A 21,421-nucleotide genomic window follows, 5' to 3' on the forward strand; every position below is an offset into this window, starting at 1 on the left:
TCACATGTTCAGAAAACTAACCCTGTGTTGCGCGCTGCTGGCGCTGCTTGTCATCGTCGTCGGCGCCTATGTCCGCCTGACCCATGCCGGCCTTGGCTGTCCGGATTGGCCGGGTTGCTACGGTAAAGCCTTCGTCAGCGACAGCCCGCAATTCAAAGCCGACGCCGCAGCCGGTTTTCCGCAGCAAACGCTCGATACCGCCAAGGCCTGGAAAGAAATGGCGCATCGTTATTTGGCGGGCGGCTTGGCCGTTTTGGCGCTGGTCTGGTTCGGATTCGCCTGGCGCCAGCGCGAGCGGGCTGCCGCTTTGGCTTGGAGCGGGTTGGTACTGTTACTGATTGCCGCGCAGGCGGCGCTGGGCATGTGGACCGTTGCCTCGGGCACCATGCCGCTGGTAGTCACCGGCCATCTACTGCTGGGTTTTGCCACGTTCTGGGCCATCGCCTGGAGCTATTTGCGTTTGCATCCGCAGTTGACGCCGAGATCGGTGAAGTCCGGGCCGACCTGGTTTGCCTGGATTGGGATTTTGGTATTACTGGCCCAAATCGGTTTGGGTGGATGGGTCAGCAGCAATTACGCCGGTCTGGCCTGCACCGATTTTCCGCGTTGTAATGGCCAATGGTTGCCGGAAACCGATTACCAACACGCATTCGATCTATTCGGCAATGCCGATGCCTTGTCGGCCGATGCGAAAATGGCGATTCAGGCGGTGCACCGGCTATTTGCCGGGTTTACCTTCTTGGTGTTGAGCGGATTGATGCTGGTCGCCACGTCCGAGCGTTACCCAAAACCGGTGCGCATGGCCAGTAATGCTCTGAGTCTATTGTTACTGATTCAAATCGCTCTCGGTGTCTTCGGCGTCAAATACACGCTGCCCTTGCCGCTGGCGGTTGCGCACAATGCGTTTGCGGCCTTGTTGATGTTGCCGTTGTTGGCGATTTTACTGTTCAGCCGTTACCGGCTGGGCGAAGAAGCCGACGAAACCGGAGTGGAAATCGAATTGGCTGTGCCTGCGGCACCGGCCGCCGAAGTCCCTGCGGAAGCGCCGGTCAGCCAGGAATCGTTATACCTGCGGCTGTCCAGCCAATTGCGAAAAACCCGTAGCGGCCTCAGCGGCGTATTGGCTAGTCTGGCGTTCGGTCAGAAAGCCGTCACCAAGGAGTTGCTCGACGAACTGGAGGCCAATTTATTGATGGCCGACATGGGTATCGAGACCACGACGCAAATCATCAAACAACTGACCGATACCCTGGAACGCGACCAGCTCAGCGATGGGGAGGTGTTGACCGCTACCTTGAAGCAGAACTTGCAAAACATGCTGCAGCCTTGCAGTCAGCCGTTGCGGATTCCGCAGCAGGACGGGCCGTTCGTGATTCTGGTGGTCGGCGTCAATGGTGTGGGTAAGACCACATCCATCGGCAAACTGGCCAAACGCCTGCAACAGCAAGGACACAGCGTAATGTTGGCGGCCGGCGATACCTTCCGCGCGGCGGCGGTCGAACAATTACAGACCTGGGGCGAGCGCAACAATGTTCAGGTTGTGGCTCAACATACCGGCGCCGACTCGGCCTCGGTGATTTTCGATGCCTTGCAATCGGCCAAAGCCAAGAACATCGATGTCCTGATCGCCGACACCGCCGGTCGCTTGCACACCAAATCCAATTTGATGGACGAGTTAAAGAAGATCAAACGCATCATGGGCAAATTGGACGAGTCTGCGCCGCACGAAGTATTGCTAATTCTGGATGCCGGCACCGGCCAGAATGCCCTGTCGCAAGCCAAGTTATTCAATGAAGCGGTCGCGCTGACCGGTATTGCTTTGACCAAATTGGATGGCACCGCCAAAGGCGGTATCATTTTCGCGTTGGCCGACCAACTGAGGGTGCCGATCCGTTTTATCGGCGTCGGCGAACAAATTGACGATTTGCAGGACTTCGACGCGAAAAACTTCGTCGATGCGCTGTTTGTGAAAGACTAAACCTATGCTGAAATTCGAACACGTCAGCAAACGCTATCCGGATGCCGGCGAGGCGTTGACCGACGTCAGTTTTCATTTGCAACGTGGCGAGATGGCGTTTTTGACCGGGCGTTCCGGCGCCGGCAAAAGTACCTTGTTGAAGCTGATTGCAATGATGGAGCAGTGCACGCGCGGCAATATTTTTCTGGACGGCCAGAATATCAGCCGCATCAGCGACCGGAAAATCCCCTATATGCGGCGTAACCTGGGTTTGATCTTTCAGGATTACAAGTTACTGAACGACCGGACCGTGTTCGATAACGTGGCATTGCCGCTGGTGGTTTCCGGTTATAACCATCAGGAGGTCGCGCGCCGGGTGCGGGCCTCGTTGGATAAGGTCGGCTTGCTGGGCAAGGAGCGTAAACATCCGCTGGCGTTATCCGGCGGCGAACAACAGCGGGTCGGCATCGCCAGAGCCATCGTCAACAAACCGAAACTCATATTGGCCGATGAACCCACCGGTAACTTGGACCCGGATTTGTCGGCCGAAGTCATGCATATGTTCGAGCAGTTCAAACAAGTCGGGGTAACGGTATTGGTCGCGACGCACGACATAGAATTGATCAATCATCTGGAACATCGGGTACTGACGCTCGACAAAGGCCACTTGGTAGCAAGCTGATGATGAAACAAATCCGCCGTAAACATGCCGGCAACCGCATCGTGGAATTATTTCAGGCCTATCTGCTAAACCACGCCCACGGCCTGTTTTCCAGCCTGGGCCGCTTGACCCGCACGCCGTTTACCTCGGCGATGACAGTGTTGGTACTGGCGATCGCGATCTCGCTGGCCAGCAGTTTTTATATCGTCGTCGCAAATGTCGAGCAACTGACTGGCAATCTGGAGTCGAGCAACCAAATGTCGCTGTTCCTGCATGAGGGCATTACCGATGCGGCCGGGCAGAAGCTGATGGAGCAGTTGCAGCAAAATGCTAGCGTTGCCGAAGTCAAGTACATCAGCAAAAAGCAGGCGTTGGAGGAGTTCAAAGCCAATAGCGGTTTCAGCGATGCGTTAAACGCGCTGGAGCGTAATCCCTTGCCCAGCGTGATTCAGGTGTTGCCGAAGAACGCGCTGGAACACAGCGAGGATATCGAGAAATTGATGGCCGATTTCAAACAATTGCCGCAAGTCGAATTCGTCCAGGTCGATATGCAATGGGTAGCGCGGCTGCAAACCATTATGCTGATCGCCAGCCGGGGCGTGCTATTGGTCAGTCTGCTGCTCGGGTTTGCCGTGACGTTCATCACCGGCAACACGATTCGCCTGGAATTGCAAAACCGTCAGGATGAAGTGTTCATCTCCAAGCTGGTCGGTGCCACCCATGCTTTTATCCAGCGTCCGTTTCTATACACCGGATTCTGGCTCGGTTTCATCTCCGGCTTCTTGGGCTGGCTGATCGTTACGGTCATGCTGCTGATCCTGGAATCGCCGGTGGAGAAATTGTCTACCCTCTACAACAGTTCGTTCGAATTGCTGTTTTTGAGTTTTTCCGAGTTCCTGCTGTTACTGATGATTTCGGCCGCGCTGGCGGTGCTGGGTTCTTGGGCGGTGTTGCACTATCAACTACGCCAACTAAAACCTCAGTAAACGATGAAATTTTGGGAAGCCAAAACCCTAGCGCAAATGACCCCTACCGAGTGGGAGTCCTTATGCGACCATTGCGGCCAGTGTTGTTTGCATAAACTCGAGGACGAAGACACCGGTGAAATTGCGTTTACCAATGTCGTCTGCGACTTGATCGATCTGGACACTTGTAGCTGTACCCGTTACAGCGAACGCTGCACGCTGGTGCCGGATTGCCTCGACTTGAAGCAGCATGATTTTGCCGAGTACCGTTGGATGCCGAAAACTTGTGCTTATCGGCTACTGGCTGACGGCAAACCCTTGCCGGATTGGCACCCCTTGGTTTCCGGTTCGGCCGACTCGGTCAGAGATGCCGGGGTATCGATTAGCAGTTACGCTATCAAAGAATCTCAGGTCACGGACCTGGAAGACCATATCATCGACTGGTTGCAGCCTTAGCCGGTTGAAAACGTGCCGCCGAAAACGGTGTTTTCGGCGGCATTCAGGCTGGAAAAAACCGGGACGTTGCAGAGTGTGTCCCGCAGGGGGGCGTTAGCCTTTACCCGGCAGCATACCTACCGTGCCCGGTTTGATGCGTTTGCAGGCTACAACCACATCCTCCTGGTGGCATCTGGCTTCCTGAGTGTTGCCGCAACTGTCGCAGACGGTATTGCCGACGCTTTTTACTTCGTCTACGTGCCAGCCGTAACCTTGCGATTGGCAAAACTTCTTACTGAAACGGTCGATATTGTAGTTTTTCGTCGCGTTTTCTTTGGCTTTGGATTCAGCTTGGCAGTGCTCGGGCGCCAGCGTATTCGCCATGATGTCGCGATAAATATACTCAGTGGCGTGGGCCGGAAAAGCCAATAGTAAGGTGGCGAATAAGCTGCCGATGAAAGTCGTTTTGATCATAACTTAATCCTCGCGATTGGCGATGACACGGATGTTCATCAGCCGGTGCTCTTCGGCGATTTGGTCTTTGATGGGGGCGAATTTTTCATTCTCGCTCATCTTAACCGCCAAAATCGCGCCGACGACCACGGCTGTGACCAACACGACGTAGAGGACGAAATTATCTTTTTCCGGTTTTTCTTCTGTAACTTGTGACATGGTGTTGCGCCTCGCTAGCTGTCGCTTCGGCCGGTAAACCGCCGAAAACTTATTGTTAAAACCGGCCCGCATCCGGGGCGGACCTCTGCAGTCTGACACTCGCCGCATTGGGTGTGTATGATCGCGGCCTGGATTTACCGACGGGTCGGTTGTAACGGACGGTTGCCTTGGAGTTATCCGGATCGGGAGTGGTCTGGCAACGAAACGGCTTGTGGCTGTTTCGATTCGTCAATTAGTGTCGAATCGAAACAATAAAGCAAGTGCAGGGGCTTGTCAAACAAATATCGTATCAATATTATGGCTTGAGCCGGTTTTCGGCAAGCCTTTTACAAATCGGAGTCGCCGGTCCGTTCGTGCTTGGGCGAACGGACCGGCGATTTTAGCAACGCTTGGATGCGACAGAATGAGTATTCTTAGTTAGCTTGTCCGCTGATTTTGCTCAACGGCGCGATCAGTCGAGATAATCGTCTTTTAGACGGACGTAATGTTTGGCGGAATATTCCAAAAATTCTTTTTCGGCATCGGTCAGGGCCCGGATTTGCTTGGCCGGGGCGCCGACATATAAAAAACCGCTTTCCAATTTCTTGCCCGGCGTCACCAGTGCGCCGGCGCCCAGCATCACGTAATCGCCCAATTCGGCGTCGTCCATGACGATGGCGCCGATACCGATCAGGCAGTAATTGCCTATCGTGCAGGCGTGGACCACGGCCCTATGCCCAATCGTGACGCCCAGGCCAATATTGAGCGGATGGCCTTTCGGCGAAAAGTCGCCAGCGTGGGAGACGTGCAATACCGCGCCGTCCTGGACGTTGGTGCCGTTACCGATCTTGATGCGTTCGACGTCGCCGCGCACGACGCTGGTAGGCCAGATCGAGACGTCATCGCCCAGTTCTACATCGCCGATCACGACTGCGGTATCGTCGACGAACGCCCGCGCGCCGATCAGGGGAGATTTGCCTTTATAAGTTCTGATTGCCACTGCAACTCCGTATTTTTGCCATAATTGAGCGGCGATATTACGCAATTATCGGAGTGTTCTCCAGTGTGGCGAGGATTGATGGCAGATCAGTTAGAAGTATGGCGCCGGTGCCCGTTAAATGCCGGCCTTTCGGGGTCTTGGCGGGCTGAACGGACGTGTGATTCCAATGCGGTTGGTCGCCGCAGGGGTAGATGCTGATGGCGAGCTGCGCAAATTGTGCCGCGCCGCTGCCGGCCAATAGTCAGGTATGCCGGTACTGCGGCGTGCGTAACGACATGGACTTACTCGGGCGACAAGCTGTTCGTGCCGCCGACGCCGGTGTTAAGCGCCAATGCCCTAACTGCGAAATCGGACTGCAAACCGTTGCGTTGAGCCGTGAAGGTACGCTGCATATCGAGCGTTGCTCTGAGTGTTTCGGCTTGTTTTTCGATCCGGGCGAACTGGAGGTGCTGCTGGAAGACTCGGTTGCGCCGGTGGCCGACTTCAATCTGCCTCTGCTGCAAAACATCAACCGCGAACGTTACCAAGCCGATCGTCCGGTCAAATATTTGAAATGTCCGGTCTGTCAGGTGTTAATGAACCGGATGCTTTACGGCTACCAGAGCGGTGTGGTCGTCAACCGTTGCAAGGGCCACGGCGTGTGGCTGGATAACGGCCAGATCAGTCATTTGTTGGAATGGAAAAAGGCCGGCGGCCAGTTGCTCGATCGGAAAAAGGCAGTGGAACGCCAAGCCAGAGGCCGGACCGAAACCGCGAAAACTGAATTTCGCAGCAACTATGCGGCACCTACCAACCAGGCCGGCGGTGAGTTCGAGGTGTTGGAGACGATTGCCGAGGTCGTGTTCAAATTGTTCGAATAATGGATTCGCCTAAACCTTTTGCAGCAGCGCGGGCAGAAAAAACTCGGCGACCAACAACGGGTGGCCGTGAATCGCATATTCCGTACGCCGGCCCCAAGTCGGCCCTGCCATCGAGAGCCTGGTTTGCACAGCAGTCGACCATTGGTTCGGCTCGGCGCGGCTGAACTGGCGCCGACGGCGCTCCAGGTCGGGATAAGCAAAAATGACTTCCCCCAGCGGCCGATTGCCGAGGTGAGACAGATTGCGGTGGGCAATTTTGATGGTCGGGTCCGGCAACACGGTCCGGGCCAATACCAGCGGCCGGCCATCGGCATGCAGCAAAACCTCGCGGATCAACTGGTAACGCGCCGGCGGCAATGCCAGCAGCCGGCACTCGTCGTTGAATGCCGGTTTCCAACGGTGGAACAGTAACTCGACGCCGAAGCGGTTGCCGTAAATCCCGCGCAAGCGCCTGGTCAACGAACCAGTCTCGTTTAGCCAGGATTGCAACTCCGGCGCTAATTGTCGTTGTGCTGCGGTCTCGTGGGCGGACCACAGCGGCGGGCGTTTAAATAGGAAACTCTTGTCGGGCAATGTCTAAACCTCGGCGTAATGGCGGCTGCGGCCGATCCAGCGGTCGATGAGGGGTTGGATGATTTCGGGATGATGTTGAACGATTGTCTGCGCCGCGGCCGGAATCGATTCCAGCAGTTCGCGGTCGCGTTCCAGGTCGGCGATTTTAAATTGAATCTGTCCGGTCTGGCGGGTGCCCATCACTTCGCCGGGGCCGCGCAATTCCAGGTCTTTTTCGGCGATGACGAAGCCGTCGCTGCTTTGTTTCAAAATTGCCAGGCGTTGTTTGCCGGTTTGCGACAACGGCGCTTGGTAGAGCAGCAGGCAATAACTGTCCTGATTGCCGCGCCCGACTCGGCCGCGCAACTGATGCAATTGCGATAGTCCCAGCCGTTCCGGATTTTCGATCACCATCAGCCCGGCGTTGGGTACGTCGACGCCGACTTCGATCACCGTAGTAGCCACCAATAGGTCGCACTCCCGGTTTTTGAACGCCTGCATCACCACGTCCTTCTCTGCAGCTTTCATCCTGCCGTGGACCAAACCGATGCGCACCTTGGGCAAGGCCTGGCGCAATGCGGCGGCGGTCTTTTCGGCCGCCTCGCATTGCAGCACTTCCGATTCTTCGATCAAGGTACAAACCCAATAGGCTTGGCGTTGTTGAGCGACCCAATGTTCGATCCTGTCGATCACGTCCGCCCGGCGTTCCGACGATATCGCGCTGGTTGCGACCGGTTTGCGGCCCGGCGGCAGTTCGTCGATCACCGAGATGTCCAAATCGGAATATTGCAGCATTGCCAAGGTTCGCGGAATCGGCGTTGCGGTCATGATCAGCTGGTGCGGCCGCAAACCGCCGGTTTGGCCTTTCTCGCGCAAGGCCAAACGCTGATGGACGCCGAAACGGTGCTGCTCGTCGATGACGATCAACCCCAGTTTATGGAAATGCACACTGTCCTGGAACAAGGCATGGGTGCCGATCACAATCCCGGCGCTGCCGTCCGCCAGCGCTTGTAACGTTTGTTGTCGGGTTTTGCCCTTGAGTTGGCCGCTCAGAAACAGCACTCGGGTCGGCAGGTCGGCGAACCAATTGCTGAAAGTGCGGAAATGCTGCTCGGCGAGTAATTCGGTCGGCGCCATGATCGCAGTCTGGTAGCCGGAAGCGAGTGCAGCCAGTGCGGCCAGCGCGGCGACCACGGTCTTGCCGGAGCCGACATCGCCTTGCACCAGGCGCAGCATTGGCCGGTTTTGCCGGCAATCGGCCTCGATTTCGGCGGCCACCCGCTGCTGGGCGGCGGTCAGCCGAAACGGCAAAGCGGCCAGAAAGGCCTGTTTGGTCTGCGCATCCAGGCTCAGAGTCGGCGCCGGCCATTGTTTGTAGGCCAGTTTGCCTTGCAACAGTGCCAGATGGTGGGCCAGAAATTCCTCGAACGCCAGACGCCGCAACGCCGGTAACGGCGTTCCGCTCAATATCTGCGCGGAAAGCTGCGGCGGCGGGGTATGCAGCGTGCGCAAAGCGTCTTGCAGGCTGGGGTAGTCTCGGCTTTGCAGCAGTTCGGCAGGTAACCAGTCCTTTATCGCATCGCGGCTGTGCAGGCATAGGCTCAGAGCCTGGCGGGCGGCTTTGCGCCATGCGGATTGGGAGACGCCTTCGGTTAACGGATACACCGGTGTCAGCGTCTGCTCGATCAGTTGCGCCGGATCGTCGACCAGTCGGTATTCCGGATGCACCATTTCCAGGCCGTTGAAGCCGTAACGGATTTCGCCGAAACAGCTGATCTGTACGCCGGGCTTCAATTGCTGGCTTTGCTGCACCGAGAAATGAAAAAAGCGGAGCGACAATTCGCCGCTGCCGTCGGCGATGCGACAAATCACGCTATTTCGGCCGCGTTGAATCTGGTCGGTGAATTCGACGCGGCCACAGACCAAGGCGGTCATACCGGGCAGCAATTGGTTGAGCGGCGTGATCCGGCTGCGGTCCTGGTAACGTAACGGCAGGTGGAACAGCAGGTCTTGCACATGGCGGATGCCGAGTTTTTCCAGGCGGGCGGCCGATTGGGCACCGATGCCGTTCAATGCGGTGACCGGCAACAGCCGCGGGTCCGGATGCTGTTGCGGTTCGCTGCGCATCGTCGCTACGGTTGGGACAGGGCTAAGGCGACTGTGTCCGCCGCCACGGCGCCGAGCTCAGTAATATTCGTTGGGTAAAACCAAAATGCCGTCCATTTCGACGCTGGCCGATTTGGGCAGTGCGGCAACGCCGATCGCGGCGCGGGCCGGGTAGGGTTGGTGGAAATATTCGGCCATGATTTCGTTGACGATCGGAAAATGGCTCAGGTCGGTCAGAAACACGTTCAGTTTGACGATGTCGTTCAAGCTGCCGCCGGCGGCTTCGGCCACGGCCTTCAGATTGTCGAATACCCGGCGGATTTGCAGGTCGATGTCGCCGTCGACCATTTGCATGGTTTGCGGATCCAACGGAATTTGTCCGGACAGGTAGACGGTATTGTCGACTTTGACCGCTTGCGAGTAAGTGCCGATGGCTTGCGGCGCCAGCGGCGTGGAGATGGTTTCCTTGCTCATGTTATGCCTTGATGCGGGTGATTTTTAAAACGATGGACAGCTTTTTCAATTTGCGGATGATGTTGGCCAGGTGTACCCGGTCGCGCACGGCTAGAACCAGCAAGTCCACCGAGACCCGGTCGTCCTGGCTGACCACGTTGATGTTCTCGATATTCGAGTCCATGCTGGAGATGGTCGAAGCAATCGTGGCCAGCGAGCCGCGCTGGTTCAGCAGCTCGATCCGGATTTCGGCTGGGAACTCGCCGCTGGCTTCCGGGCTCCACTCCACATCCAGCCAGGTGGTTTGTTTTTTGCGGACTTCGTTGCTGTTGCGGCATTCGTGGTGGTGAACCACGATGCCTTTGCCCGGGTTGAAAAAACCGATGATAGGATCCCCCGGAATTGGCCGGCAGCACTTGGCCAGACTGACGACGATGCCCTCGGTGCCCTTGATAATCAACGGTGTTTTATGGTGCGGTTCGTTATCGTCCAGTTTGACTGCGGCGTTGACGTCGGTTTGGCTGATGCGTTTGGCGACCAGGAACGGCATCCGGTTGCCGAGGCCGATGTCTTCCAGCAATTCGTTCAACGAGTGCTTTTTCAAGACTTGCAGCACCTGCAGAATCCGGGTGTTGTCGACGCTTTCTAGTTGGATGCCCAGGCTGTGCAGTTCTTTTTCCAACAGGCGGCGGCCGAGGTTGATGGCTTCCTGCTGGTTGAAATTCTTCAAATAGGCGCGGATGCAACTGCGCGCCTTGGCGGTGATCACGTAGTTTAGCCACAGTGGATTGGGTCGGGCCCAGGTGGCGGTGATGACTTCGACCGTCATGCCGTTTTCCAGCTTGGTTTGCAACGGCACCAGTTTTTTGTCGATCCGGGCCGAGATGCAGGCGTTGCCGACGTCGGTATGCACCATGTAAGCAAAGTCGACCACGGTAGCGCCGCGCGGCAGCTTGATGATCTTGCCTTTCGGCGTAAACACGAATACTTCCTGCGGAAACAGGTCGACTTTGAGATTATCGATGAACTCGAGCGAGTCGCCGGCCGATTTCTGAATTTCCAACAGGTCGCGCAGCCATTCGTTGGCACGGGCCTGTATCGTCTCGCTTTTATCGTTGTCGGACTTGTACAGCCAATGTGCGGCGATGCCGGATTCCGACAAGCGGTGCATTTCGTGGGTGCGGATCTGGATCTCGATCGGTACCCCGTAAGGGCCGATCAGAATCGTGTGCAGCGACTGGTAGCCGTTGGCTTTGGGCAGGGCGATATAGTCCTTGAACCGGCCGGGTACCGGTTTATACAGATTGTGCACGCAACCGAGCGCGCGGTAGCAATCGTCCACTTGGGAGCAATAAATCCGGAACGCGTATACGTCGAACACGTCAGTGAACGAAATCCGCTTGTTCAGCATTTTTTGGTAAATGCTGGCGATGTTTTTTTCCCGTCCAGCTACCGTGCCGTCCAGCCCGGATTCTTTCAGCCGGTTTTGAATCGCGTTCTGGATGGTGTCGATGATTTCCTTGCGGTTGCCGCGCGATTTTTTTACCGCATTGTTGATCGCCGCATAACGGTTCGGGTACAGGGCCTTGAAACCCAGCGATTCGAGCTGGTGGCGGACATCGTTCATGCCGAGGCGGTTGGCGATCGGCGCGTAGATTTCCAGCGTTTCCTTGGCGATCCGGCGCTTTTTGTCCAGGGGCATATTGCCCATGGTTTGCATGTTGTGTAGCCGGTCCGCCAGTTTGACGACGATGACGCGCAGGTCTTGCGCCATGGCTAAAAACATTTTGCGGACGTTTTCCGCTTGCGCTTCGGCGCGGGAGCGGCTGTCGATCTTGGACAGTTTGGTCACGCCGTCGACCAGATCGGCAACCTCGGCGCCGAATTGTTCGCCGAGTTGTTCCTTGGTGATGGGGGTGTCTTCGATCACATCGTGCAGAATCGCCGCCATGATGCCGTGGGCATCCATATGCATGCCGGCCAACGTGATCGCAACCGCAACCGGGTGGCAGATATAGGCTTCGCCGCTACGGCGGAATTGGCCGGAGTGGGCTGCCGCGCCGAAATGGTAGGCGCGTACAATATCGTTGATTTGGTCTTGGTCGAGATAGCTGCGCAGAACGTCGCACAGCTGGTGCAACAGTTTTTCTTCCGGGTGTTCTATGGCCGGAAGTGCTGGAGTCGGCTTGGCTGCTATCTCGGGCATACCGCTTAAAGTTCCAGGTGGGTTTCGGAGACGTAGCTGGAGCGGTGCAGGCGGTCGACATTTTCCTCGGTGACGAAACCTGCGGCGATTTCGCGCAGTGCCACTACAGTGTCTTTATCCTTGCCGCGCGGCACGAATTCGTCGGCACCTTTTTCCAACTGGCGCGCTCTTTTACTGGCCAGCAGTACCAGTTTGAAGCGGTTTTCTACATTTTCTAAGCAATCTTCGACAGTCACGCGGGCCATGATTAAACCTTGGTTGAGTTTATGGGATTGGAAGCTTGTAAAACCGCAAAGGTTTCAAGCGGAGAGGGCTGAATTATAAGACAAAAGCAAGTCTTAAGCCAGATACGGAACGGCGGTGGGGCAAGGCAGGGTGACGGACAATAAAAAGCCCGCTCAGCGCGGGCCCGTCCTGTTTGTTGTAATTATTATTGTTATTGTGTTGGACGCCTGCCTTAAGGCAGTTTAGTCAAGCAGTTACTATTTATTATTATTATTGTCAGCCTTTGTTACAGGCCGCTTCCCTCCCCCTCAAAGATACAACCCTGTCGGGTTGAATGCACTCCGTAAAAGGTGGCCGAAGTGTATTTTAAAAAAATCGGAGTGTCCAACAAAAAAATGCCTTTTTTGCGAAGAAATGGTTTCGCCTCGAAATTGATTTTTTTAAACAGAAGCTTAGAGAGTGTTAGGGTTTTCTAATGTTTGCTTCAGCGCTCCATTCGGCGGGATTCTTCTTCGCTCAGGAAAAAATTTAAGCGTTCGTTAAGGATCGCTTGCAATTGAAAACTGAGGTCGTTTTGTTGTTTGGCCAGCCGGATCTGGGTGATGGCCGATTCGGTATCGCCGCTGGCGTAATAGTATTCGGCGGTATAGCGGTGCGATTCGCCCGGTTGTTTCAGGTCGGCGAAGATTTGTGCGAGCAGTTCGTAGTAGTAAGGTTGGTCTTTTTGGTCTTCGGGCAGGCTTTGTAGGATTTGTTTGGCACGTTCGGCGCGTCCGCCTTTCAGCAGGCTGCGGGTATATTCGATCTTCACTGCAGCGTTGTTCGGAAAGCGGGCGAGGGCGGCTTCGTAGAGTTTGCCGGCTTTATCGTAATCGTGGCTTTCGCTGGCGGTGCGCGCCAAGGCAGCGATATATTGAGGTTGATTGGGGTATTGTTCCGCCAACTGCTGGAATATTTGGTTGGCGGCCGCAAATTGCAGATTCTGCAATTGCACCAGACCCATGCCGTAACGGGCGACCGCGCGTTGCTCGCTAGTGCCTTGCATTTCCAGTGTAGTGAAATGCTGCATTGCCGCTTTGGTATCCCGCGCGGTAACCACCGCTAACTTGGCTTTGACAAGCTGGTAGGCCAGCGAGTCGGGATACTGCCGGTAAGGATAAATTTCGGCGCGGCCGCGGGTGTCGGCAACCCGGTTTTCCGACACCGGGTGAGTTCTCAAAAATTCCGGAACGCCTTTCCCGTAGTAGCGGGTAGACTGCTGCAGTTTTTCAAAAAACGCCGGCATCGCACGCGGGTCAAAGTTAGATTCCGCCAGCGTCTGCATACCGACCCTGTCGGCTTCCTTCTCGTGGTCGCGGGTAAAGTCGATTTGAAACTGAATGTTGCCGGCCTGGATTGCCATCAGCGCCGCTTGTCCCATGTTCGGTGACTGGGTCCCGATCAGGATCGCCGCCAGCGTCGCGGCAACGGTCGGAATCGACAGTTTGCTGGCTTTTTCGATCGAGCGATACAGATGGCGTTGGGTGACGTGGGCGATCTCGTGCGCCATGACCGAAGCCAGTTCGCTTTCGGCTTCCGTCAGCAAAATCAGTCCCGAGTTGACGCCGATATAGCCGCCGGGGCCGGCGAAAGCGTTGATGTTCTGGTCCATCACGACAAAGAAATGAAACGGGTTGGACGGCGTATCACTGTGAGATGCCAGTTGTCGGCCTATGTTCTCGATGTATTGCTGGATTTCGACGTCTTGACTGATTTCGGCTTGCCGATGCAGATTGCGGAAGAAGGCTTCGCCGAATTCCTTTTCCTGAATCGGCGAAATGATCGCGCCGGCGGAGTCGCCCATGTCCGGCAACTGGATTTTGTCAATTTCTAGCGCATGCGGCGGGGGGCAAAACAGGCTCAAACCAAGGGCGAGCGTAACGGGTATTAGTCTCATGGCGGATCGGACCTGAGGTATCGAATTTGGTTCCATCGCGAATGCTCGGCGGCAAAACAGGCAAGATTGGTGGGCGCGTATTAAAATGCAACGATGTTTTTGCAAAGACAATATTCTACAGTGCGATGAAATATGCCGTTCAAGTTAATGCCGGGCCTTGCTCCGGCAACTCCGGACTATGTGCTTACCGATTTATTTCGGCCGCGCTCGATGCCGGTCACGATGTGGTTCGCGTATTTTTTTACAAGGACGGGGTTTACCATGCTTTTCGCTACGCCAGTCCGCCGGAGGACGAACTGCAACTGGGGCGAAAATGGTCGGAATTGGCGCTAGACCGAGGAGTCGATCTAGCCGTTTGTATTTCCGCTGCCCAGCGTCGCGGCTTATTGTGTGCCGACGAAGCGCGCCGGCAAGGCAAGCTCGGCGACGATGTCGCGCCCGGGTTTCGGATCGCCGGCTTGGGGCAGTGGCTGGAAGCCGAGTTGTTGGCCGACCGCAGCTTGATATTCGCTTGAGGCGGCCATGAAGTCGTTTTTGTTCGTAATGCGCCGGCCACCGTACACTGGGGTTCGCCTGGCGGAAACCTTGGACGCCTTATTAACGGCTGCGGCGTTCGATCAGCGGGTGGCGGTGTTGTGGCTGGACGATGGCGTGTTTCAGCTGTTGGCGCGGCAACAGCCGGAAAGTTTGGCGCTGAAAGATACCTCGGCTATTTTTAAGGCTTTGGAGCTTTACGAAGTGACGGAGCTGTATCTGGAGCGCGAATCCTTGCAGGCAAGAGGACTCACGGCGGACGAATTGATCTTGCCGGTACGCTTGGTCGGCCGGGGCGACGTCCATGATTTGATCGGCGGTTTCACAACGATCATTCCCGATTGATGTCCCCGGCTTTACCCGGCCGACGCTGCATCGGCTAGAATTGCCGTTTAAACATTCCAAATTATTTTACGAGGATAGAGCACGCCATGGCGGAAGAAATTGAAGAAAAACGGCGCTATTTCCGGGTCAACGATACTATCAACCTGTTGCACAAGGTGATCGATAAAAAGAATTTCGACGCCGCCAGCCATGTTTCCAACGACGTATTGAGCAATTGCACTTTGTCCTCAGCCCTGGACGTACTGGCTCAAGAAGCTCGGATGCTCGGGCCGCGCCTGGAACGGCGCGACCCGGAAATGTTCGAATATCTGAAGATTATCGACACCAAAATCAACCTGATCGCGCAGGCAATCAATGCCCAGACCGATAACTTTTCCGAGCACGATACTCGAGAAGTCAGTCTGAGTGCCACCGGCCTGGCGTTCAGTAACGAACAAGCGATTGCGGTCGGTGAAATCCTCGAGCTGCGGATGCTGTTGACCTCATGCATGGCGGTAATTGTCGCTTACGCCAGAGTCGTGCAATGCAAGGACATTTCTCAGGATAATCCGCAGCGGCCGTTCGCGATTTGTGTGGAATACATTAATCTGACCGAAGACAACCGCGAATTGTTGATCAAGCATGTCATCAAAAAGCAGTTGCAACAACTGCGCGACAAAAACGAATCCTGAACCGCGTTCCTTATGTCCAAATCCGGTAACGGGGCCGCGGATGGAGCCACACCGCTGGCGCCGAAACTCAAACAGTTGATCGGGCTGTTGGGCGACGGCCGTTTCCACTCCGGTACCGAGTTGGCGCAATCTCTGGGTATCAGCCGGTCAGCAGTCTGGAAATACCAACAGGCGCTAGCGGATGCCGGTGTCGATTTGCTTGCGGTTTCCGGAAAGGGCTATCGCTTGAACCAGCCGTTGCAATTGTTGCAGGAAGGACAAATTCTGGAGTATTTGACTCAGGATGCTTCAGCCTTGCTGCGACGCATCGAGATCCACGACCGTATCCAGTCCACCAACGGGCGTTTACTTGAGCTCGCGCGCGAGTCGGGCGAGAGCGGCGTGGTTTGCCTGGCAGAGCAGCAAACCGCCGGACGCGGACGCCGTGGCCGGAAATGGATTTCACCCTTCGGCCACAATGTGTATTTGTCTATTCTCTGGCGTTTTCAGGGCGGACCGGCTGTTTTGAGCGGTTTGAGTTTGGCGATGGGCGTGGCCGTAGTGCGGGCACTGCGGGCATTGGGCGTCGAAGAGGTTGGCTTGAAATGGCCTAACGACATTTATTGGCGGCAACGTAAGTTAGCCGGCATATTGATCGAAGTCGGCGGCGAAAGCGGCGGGCCTTGCCATGCCGTGATGGGTTTGGGGCTAAATGTGTTCATGCCCGGCCGAGATGCGGCAGAGATTGACCAAGCCTGGGTGGACCTGCATCGTATCCTGGCCGATGGTGCTCACGGTATGCGCAACCGGCTGACGGCGGAATTGCTAAACCATTTGCTTCCGGCCTTAGCCGCGTTTGAATCGCGCACTCTTGCTTACTGGTTGGCGGAATGGCGCAGCTACGATTGTATGTTGCAGCGTCCGGTCTGTGTGTTTTTGGGCGAGCAGCGGTTTAGCGGAGAAGCGGCCGGTATTGATGATCAAGGTTTGCTGCTACTACGTCAGGCCGACGGCGAAATACGTGCCTTTGCATCCGGTGAAGTGAGTCTACGTCAATCATGATTTTGCTGGTCGATATCGGCAATTCCTTTCTGAAATGGACGCTGGCTGACTCTGGAATGATTGCCGAACCGCGCTATTTGAATTACCGCGAATCGGATTTTGTGTCGGTTTTGACCCAAGCCTGGACCTCGTTATCGGAACCGGAACAAATCGGGCTAGCGGCTGTTGCTGCGCCGGAAGTTGTGGCAACGGTGCTTGGATTGGCTCAGATTAAGTGGCCTGCCGCCAAGGTTGTCAAGCCGAGCGCTGCCGGCCAAGCCTTCGGTGTCACCAGCGCTTACGTCAAGCCCGAAAAATTAGGCGTCGACCGCTGGTTGGCGATGATTGGCGCGCTGCACGCCTATCCGGGCGCCAATTGTATTGTCGATTGCGGTACGGCAATTACCGTCGATTTTGTCGCCGCCGATGGGCTGCACCAGGGAGGCTTGATTTGCCCCGGCTTGCGTTTAATGAAGCAAGCCTTGTCGGCGAATACTCACGCTTTACCGGTTGCCGCCGGTGCCGGAGGGGGGGGGCTGGCGGCCGATACCGATGCCGCGATCGACGCCGGAGTGCTGTGGGCGGCTGTCGGCTTGGTCGAAACCGCGCTAGGCCGGCAAAACCAACCGTATCGATTGCTGTTGACGGGGGGCGATGCAGCACAGTTGGCGGAGCAAATTGCAGGCGACAAAGTGTTGGATTCGCAGCTGGTATTCAAAGGCTTGTTGCACTACTGCGCTGAAGCGGAGGCATCGGGATGAAGCAGGTTTTTCTGCTGTTGTGTCTGGCTAATGTATTATTTTTTTTCTGGAAGCTCCATTTTGGTGCGTCGACGCCGGTCAACCAAGTCCAGGCCGTTCTGCCGTCGATTGTACTGGTTGCCGAACGGGATGCCGCGCTTCGTAGCGTGGCGATTTCGCGGGTCCTGGATCGCGATGCCGCCGAACTGCAACGCTTGGCCGCGCCCGCCGCTTTTGCGGCGCCTAAGCCAAAACAATTGGCGGGTACCGCGGTTAAATCCGAAAAAAAATCGCTGCCGGCGGCAACCGGGAAGCCGGAGCCGGTTCGAGTGATTTGTTACGAAGCGGGGCCCTTCAGCGACGACCGCGAATTGCAGCGCTGGCTGCGTGGCAAGCCCTTGCTTTTCACGAAGCCGTTTGTGCGGGAAACGACGGTTTCCGCCGATTACCAGCTCTACTTGCCCCCGGCCAAGGATGCCGAGCAGGCTCGGCTTAACAAGTTGACGTTGCACGCCAAAGGCATTGACGACGTCTGGATGGTTCCGGAGGGCGAGATTAAAGGCGCACTATCTTTGGGCGTATTTGTCGATAGAGCGAGAGCGCTGGCGTTTAAGGAGCAGCTAGCCGCACGAGGTGTCCGGGCCGAGCTTAGGCAGCGCAGCAAAACCCGCCAGGCTTTATTCCTGCATTTCGGCGCCGCTGCCGCTTTTCCGGGGAGCGGCGGATATCAGCGGATTCCGGCTGCGGATTGCAAATAGCGCCAAAATGGCGCAGCCGAAACGCGAATGACCTAAATTCCCGGAATTTGTGTCAGCTTATTTTACATTGGCTACTGTTCGGCCGAGCTAATTCCTTGAAATTCCAGGCCTGGATATTTTGGCACGTTTTTTGTATAATCTATTTTGGAGTGGAGGCTGCGGTCTTTGCTCTCGGCTTGGAGGCGGCAATTTCGGAAAAATCGCCAATTCCAGTTGTATGGCCAGAGGAATGGCCGTTTGTTAACGTTAACTAATGGGGAATATCCATGAAAACGCTTCTATCTTTAAGACTGTGGCTTGCTGTGTGCCTGTTTGCAGTTTCGACTGCAAGTTCGGCAGGTATTATTTGGGAATCGACCGATGGGAACAGCAACTTTTTGGGCGTGAGTTTTTCATCTCCGTTTCCCAGTGGTGATACCTTCGGTATCTTCGCGGCGAACGCGGATTTAAGCATTGCCTCTCCGTTGTACTCTTTTACCGGAGTCGGTAGCTATTCGCCAGCCGGCGCGTTCAAATTCGGTCTGTGGACCGGCGGTAAATGGGTCAGCGAAGATGCCAACTACAGCTTTAGCGGCAACACCTATTTGTTGTCTTTCACCAAAGCAGGTTTGACCAACACCCTTAGCTTGCTGTACGGCTTCGATATCAAGCCTGCGGCTGACCAAAGCGGTGGTTCTGTGGTTCCACTTCCTGCCTCTATTTGGTTCATGACAAGCGCTATGTTGGGTTTTCTCTACAACACACGTCGTAAAACCTTGGCTTAAGTGTAAGCTTAAGTTCTCAGAGAGCCGGACGAGGGTATCCTCACCGGCTTTTTTTATGTCCGCCGGAAATCTGCGGTATCGGAACGCTTGGGGTCGGTAACGCCCAAGCGTCCTGTCTGTCGTAGTCGGCAATACCGTTATCCTTGTCTTACTAGCCACCGCTAACCATCAGGTTGCGGGCCTGCTCTTTCAGCGCAATCGCTCGGCGCAGCAGACCGGTTTTGCCCGGAAAAAACCGGTTGCAGGCCATTGCCTCCAGATTCAATGCTTGCTGCAATTTTTCCAAAGCTTCCGGATAGGGATTGATTACCGCTTGCTGTAATACCTCCACCGCGTCCTGAGTGTCGGCGATTGCCAGCTTCAGGGACTTCATACTTTGTTCGCCATTCTGTTCCAACGCTTTTTTGTCCAACGAATTGGAGCTGCGGATATTTTCCAGCACATTGATCGTACGGAGGAACATTGCTACGGCTATTACTTGCGACGAATCCAATTTGCCTTGCCGATTCGCTTTACTAGAGGTAAATGCGCCGGGCGAGCTGTTGAAGGCATCGGAGCTGTAGTAGGCGACGCTTTCTTCCAGCGTCGTTACGCTGTTGTTGTGAAAGAACGGTGCGGTGTCGGCCGCTTCGACCAAGGACGGCGTATTGAAACGGTTCAAGCCATGGTGTCCTGCTGGCCGCGAGGTAGTACCGCTCGGCGCAACGCTGCCGTCGCTAAAACAGACTTCGTCATAATTCGGGCCGCAGTCGTTTTGTTGGATCTGACCGAAGCCGCCGTCATAGGCCAGCGTCGGGTCGGCCAAATGATGCAATTGGTCGCGCATTCGTTCCACACCGGTATCGCGGGTCGGATTGGCATTGGTGGTCGAACTGATGCCGCCGGCATTGGAATGGCAGCCGTTACAGTTTGCCGTGGCGCCGAAAATCACCGAGCCGTCGGCCGCTTTCGGATTGTTCTTGGTATTGAACAACATCAGGCCGTTTTGCACCAAAGGCGATTTGAAATACATATTGGCCAGATTCAATTCGCCGCTACGCCCCAATGACAGCATATAGGCTTCCAAGGCGTCGAGTTCGTCTTCGCTGGGTAATCTGAAATCGATGTTTTCGGCCCGGATCAATGTTTTCGGCATGTGCTGCTTGATCGCGCCTTTGGCGAAGTCACGCAAGGAGCCGCCGTCCGGGGCGCCGTCGCCGGACCAGCCTATGGCTTCGGTGTGCCTGCCGGATTGCTGCGCTTCGTCATCGTGGCGTTTGAAGTATTCTTCGTCCTGCGGAAACTCGCCGTTGCCGTAACCAGGATTTACGGCACGCTCGAAGGTGAGGGTATTGGCCATGCCCAACAGATGGGGAGAACTGCGCATCACCGGCGGCCGGTCGAAGCCGTCGGCGTGGGCGACGAACAAGGCAAACTGGCGCATTAGTGCCGGCTTTTCCAGATCGGCCAATTCCGGCCGGGTTTCGGCGACGAACAGCGGGTCGCTTTTCGGTAACTTGGCGATGTAACTCGGGTCGATCGTGTGATTGTTATCCGGCCGGTGGCAGGTGGCGCAGGTACGTCCGTTGCCGCCGAAAGTCTCTTCTGTAAATATTTTTTGGCCGCGGGCTATCAGCTGCGCTAACTGTGGTTCGCGTCCGAAATTGCCGGCTTGAGCGGTTTTCGGCAGTAAGAATTCGAACGGCAGGCGATTCGCGGCGATCTCGCCGCCGGCGGCAGCCAGGTTCGCGCCCGGCCAGTCGTGCTCGGTGAAATAAAGCCGCTGCAGCAGGTTGGGCGAGCCGAACAGCAGGCCGCCGTTTTCGGGAGAGGTTCCGGCTAGGACGATTGCCGCGCCGTCAAGCGTAAAGTTCCGCATTCGCTGCGGGTCGAGTTGCAGCGTCAAACCATGGCGGCCCGCCGCCGGCTCCAGTTGGCCGACGCGCAATCCTTGCCGAGACTGCTTATGATTGTCCAGCAACCAAAGTTCGTATTGGCCGGTTTCCGGTAAACCCGATACCGTTGCCTGCAAGCGCCCGGTGCGCAGATTCAGTTGAAGGTGGCCGGCGGCCGGGCTGAAGCGTGCGGACAATGCCTTGGAATAGCTCAAGCCGATTTGCAAGTTGTCCGGGCTGGAGGATTGTTCGTGAGTATATTTCCAGCGCTGGTACAACCGGCTTAAAACTTCCGGGTCGCCGTGGCCGGTAAATGGCGCTTCCGGGGGTGGCGTCACCATGGTTCCGATGCCGAGCGCAGCCGAGAATGCCAGCGCGCGTTTATAGCGTATTTTCATAATGTTATCCGTCGTTGTTCAGGCCATGCGATTGAGCCGATGGTGTACAAGGCAGCGGTGCGGCTACCTCGGACCGGGCGGTCAATTGATAGTTGCGGATAGCAATAGCCATGCCTCTTTTATATAAATCCGTTATAAATCAAAATTTTGGCGTTTTTTTGTCTGGCGATCGGCTTGCACGGGAAAATCGGCGGTTTGCTATCGACTATCGTTTCCGCGAGTTTTCGAGTGTTAGGCGGCGCGACTGAAAACCTAAGGATTGCGCGGTTTTCGCGGGTGTGGATCTCAGTATCCGATCGTCCGATAGTGG

General features: G+C 56.0%; 22 protein-coding genes. 12 read left to right on the forward strand and 10 right to left on the reverse strand.

Annotated elements, in window-relative coordinates; genetic code table 11:
• Positions 1 to 4 precede the first annotated feature (4 nt).
• The 4 genes from ftsY to C2U68_RS01175 are packed head-to-tail and all read left to right on the forward strand — an operon-like array spanning position 5 to position 4,039.
• Complete coding sequence (gene ftsY, locus C2U68_RS01160; protein WP_140910671.1) at positions 5 to 1,978, forward strand: signal recognition particle-docking protein FtsY; 1,974 nt, start codon at positions 5 to 7, stop codon at positions 1,976 to 1,978.
• 4 nt (positions 1,979 to 1,982) lie between these two features.
• On the forward strand, positions 1,983 to 2,639 hold the full coding sequence (gene ftsE, locus C2U68_RS01165; RefSeq protein WP_140910672.1) for a cell division ATP-binding protein FtsE: 657 nt from the start codon (positions 1,983 to 1,985) through the stop codon (positions 2,637 to 2,639).
• A complete protein-coding gene (gene ftsX, locus C2U68_RS01170) occupies positions 2,639 to 3,604 on the forward strand; it encodes a permease-like cell division protein FtsX (RefSeq protein WP_260839161.1) in 966 nt (321 codons plus the stop codon). The genes ftsE and ftsX overlap by 1 nt, the downstream gene beginning before the upstream one ends.
• A 3-nt stretch (positions 3,605 to 3,607) precedes the next feature.
• Complete coding sequence (locus C2U68_RS01175; protein WP_140910673.1) at positions 3,608 to 4,039, forward strand: YcgN family cysteine cluster protein; 432 nt, start codon at positions 3,608 to 3,610, stop codon at positions 4,037 to 4,039.
• 93 nt (positions 4,040 to 4,132) lie between these two features.
• On the opposite strand, the gene C2U68_RS01180 is transcribed toward C2U68_RS01175, so the two are convergent.
• The 3 genes from C2U68_RS01180 to C2U68_RS01190 form a co-directional block, all read right to left on the reverse strand.
• Positions 4,133 to 4,492 (reverse strand): hypothetical protein, encoded by a 360-nt coding sequence (locus C2U68_RS01180; protein WP_140910674.1) that lies wholly within the window; start codon positions 4,490 to 4,492, stop codon positions 4,133 to 4,135.
• Positions 4,493 to 4,495: 3 nt separating this feature from the next.
• Entirely contained in the window at positions 4,496 to 4,690 is a 195-nt protein-coding gene (locus C2U68_RS01185; RefSeq protein ID WP_140910675.1) for a hypothetical protein, read from the reverse strand.
• 451 nt (positions 4,691 to 5,141) lie between these two features.
• On the reverse strand, positions 5,142 to 5,669 hold the full coding sequence (locus tag C2U68_RS01190) for a gamma carbonic anhydrase family protein (protein ID WP_140910676.1): 528 nt from the start codon (positions 5,667 to 5,669) through the stop codon (positions 5,142 to 5,144).
• A 197-nt stretch (positions 5,670 to 5,866) separates the two neighbouring features.
• On the opposite strand from C2U68_RS01190, the gene C2U68_RS01195 reads away from it, so the two are divergent.
• Positions 5,867 to 6,529, forward strand: a complete 663-nt coding sequence (locus C2U68_RS01195) for a zf-TFIIB domain-containing protein (RefSeq protein WP_140910677.1) — start codon at positions 5,867 to 5,869, stop codon at positions 6,527 to 6,529.
• Positions 6,530 to 6,538: 9 nt separating this feature from the next.
• Here C2U68_RS01195 and C2U68_RS01200 read toward each other — a convergent pair whose 3' ends face one another.
• The 6 genes from C2U68_RS01200 to C2U68_RS01225 all read right to left on the reverse strand — a co-directional run bounded on the left by C2U68_RS01200 (position 6,539) and on the right by C2U68_RS01225 (position 14,007).
• Complete coding sequence (locus tag C2U68_RS01200) at positions 6,539 to 7,102, reverse strand: chorismate--pyruvate lyase family protein (protein ID WP_140910678.1); 564 nt, start codon at positions 7,100 to 7,102, stop codon at positions 6,539 to 6,541.
• Positions 7,103 to 7,105: 3 nt separating this feature from the next.
• Positions 7,106 to 9,208, reverse strand: coding sequence for an ATP-dependent DNA helicase RecG (recG, locus tag C2U68_RS01205; RefSeq protein ID WP_140910679.1), 2,103 nt, complete (start codon positions 9,206 to 9,208; stop codon positions 7,106 to 7,108).
• A gap of 57 nt (positions 9,209 to 9,265) precedes the next feature.
• On the reverse strand, positions 9,266 to 9,661 hold the full coding sequence (locus tag C2U68_RS01210; protein WP_140910680.1) for a RidA family protein: 396 nt from the start codon (positions 9,659 to 9,661) through the stop codon (positions 9,266 to 9,268).
• Position 9,662: 1 nt separating this feature from the next.
• Complete coding sequence (locus C2U68_RS01215; RefSeq protein WP_140910681.1) at positions 9,663 to 11,846, reverse strand: RelA/SpoT family protein; 2,184 nt, start codon at positions 11,844 to 11,846, stop codon at positions 9,663 to 9,665.
• A gap of 5 nt (positions 11,847 to 11,851) precedes the next feature.
• Positions 11,852 to 12,091, reverse strand: a complete 240-nt coding sequence (gene rpoZ, locus C2U68_RS01220) for a DNA-directed RNA polymerase subunit omega (protein ID WP_064021268.1) — start codon at positions 12,089 to 12,091, stop codon at positions 11,852 to 11,854.
• Positions 12,092 to 12,555: 464 nt separating this feature from the next.
• Positions 12,556 to 14,007: a M48 family metalloprotease gene (locus tag C2U68_RS01225; protein ID WP_140910682.1), complete on the reverse strand. Its 1,452-nt coding sequence runs from the start codon at positions 14,005 to 14,007 to the stop codon at positions 12,556 to 12,558.
• A 125-nt stretch (positions 14,008 to 14,132) separates the two neighbouring features.
• Here C2U68_RS01225 and tusD point away from each other — a divergent pair, with 125 nt between their 5' ends.
• The 7 genes from tusD to C2U68_RS01260 all read left to right on the forward strand — a co-directional run bounded on the left by tusD (position 14,133) and on the right by C2U68_RS01260 (position 18,839).
• A complete protein-coding gene (tusD, locus tag C2U68_RS01230) occupies positions 14,133 to 14,522 on the forward strand; it encodes a sulfurtransferase complex subunit TusD (protein WP_140910683.1) in 390 nt (129 codons plus the stop codon).
• Positions 14,523 to 14,529: 7 nt separating this feature from the next.
• Positions 14,530 to 14,886 (forward strand): sulfurtransferase complex subunit TusC, encoded by a 357-nt coding sequence (tusC, locus tag C2U68_RS01235; RefSeq protein ID WP_140910684.1) that lies wholly within the window; start codon positions 14,530 to 14,532, stop codon positions 14,884 to 14,886.
• 86 nt (positions 14,887 to 14,972) lie between these two features.
• Positions 14,973 to 15,557: a PilZ domain-containing protein gene (locus tag C2U68_RS01240; protein WP_140910685.1), complete on the forward strand. Its 585-nt coding sequence runs from the start codon at positions 14,973 to 14,975 to the stop codon at positions 15,555 to 15,557.
• Between the two features lie 12 nt (positions 15,558 to 15,569).
• A complete protein-coding gene (gene birA, locus C2U68_RS01245) occupies positions 15,570 to 16,598 on the forward strand; it encodes a bifunctional biotin--[acetyl-CoA-carboxylase] ligase/biotin operon repressor BirA (protein ID WP_140910686.1) in 1,029 nt (342 codons plus the stop codon).
• Positions 16,595 to 17,338, forward strand: a complete 744-nt coding sequence (locus C2U68_RS01250) for a type III pantothenate kinase (protein WP_140910687.1) — start codon at positions 16,595 to 16,597, stop codon at positions 17,336 to 17,338. The genes birA and C2U68_RS01250 overlap by 4 nt, the downstream gene beginning before the upstream one ends.
• Positions 17,335 to 18,075: a hypothetical protein gene (locus tag C2U68_RS01255; RefSeq protein ID WP_140910688.1), complete on the forward strand. Its 741-nt coding sequence runs from the start codon at positions 17,335 to 17,337 to the stop codon at positions 18,073 to 18,075. The genes C2U68_RS01250 and C2U68_RS01255 overlap by 4 nt, the downstream gene beginning before the upstream one ends.
• Positions 18,076 to 18,341: 266 nt before the next feature.
• Positions 18,342 to 18,839 carry a hypothetical protein gene (locus C2U68_RS01260; protein ID WP_140910689.1) on the forward strand — a complete coding sequence of 166 codons (498 nt, stop codon included), beginning with the start codon at positions 18,342 to 18,344 and terminating at the stop codon, positions 18,837 to 18,839.
• A gap of 151 nt (positions 18,840 to 18,990) precedes the next feature.
• Here the strand turns inward: C2U68_RS01260 and C2U68_RS01265 are convergent, their stop codons facing one another.
• A complete protein-coding gene (locus C2U68_RS01265; RefSeq protein ID WP_140910690.1) occupies positions 18,991 to 21,111 on the reverse strand; it encodes a hypothetical protein in 2,121 nt (706 codons plus the stop codon).
• Positions 21,112 to 21,421 lie beyond the last annotated feature (310 nt).

It is taken from the genome of Methylomonas koyamae, assembly GCF_006483455.1.
GTDB classification, from domain to species: domain Bacteria; phylum Pseudomonadota; class Gammaproteobacteria; order Methylococcales; family Methylomonadaceae; genus Methylomonas; species Methylomonas koyamae_B.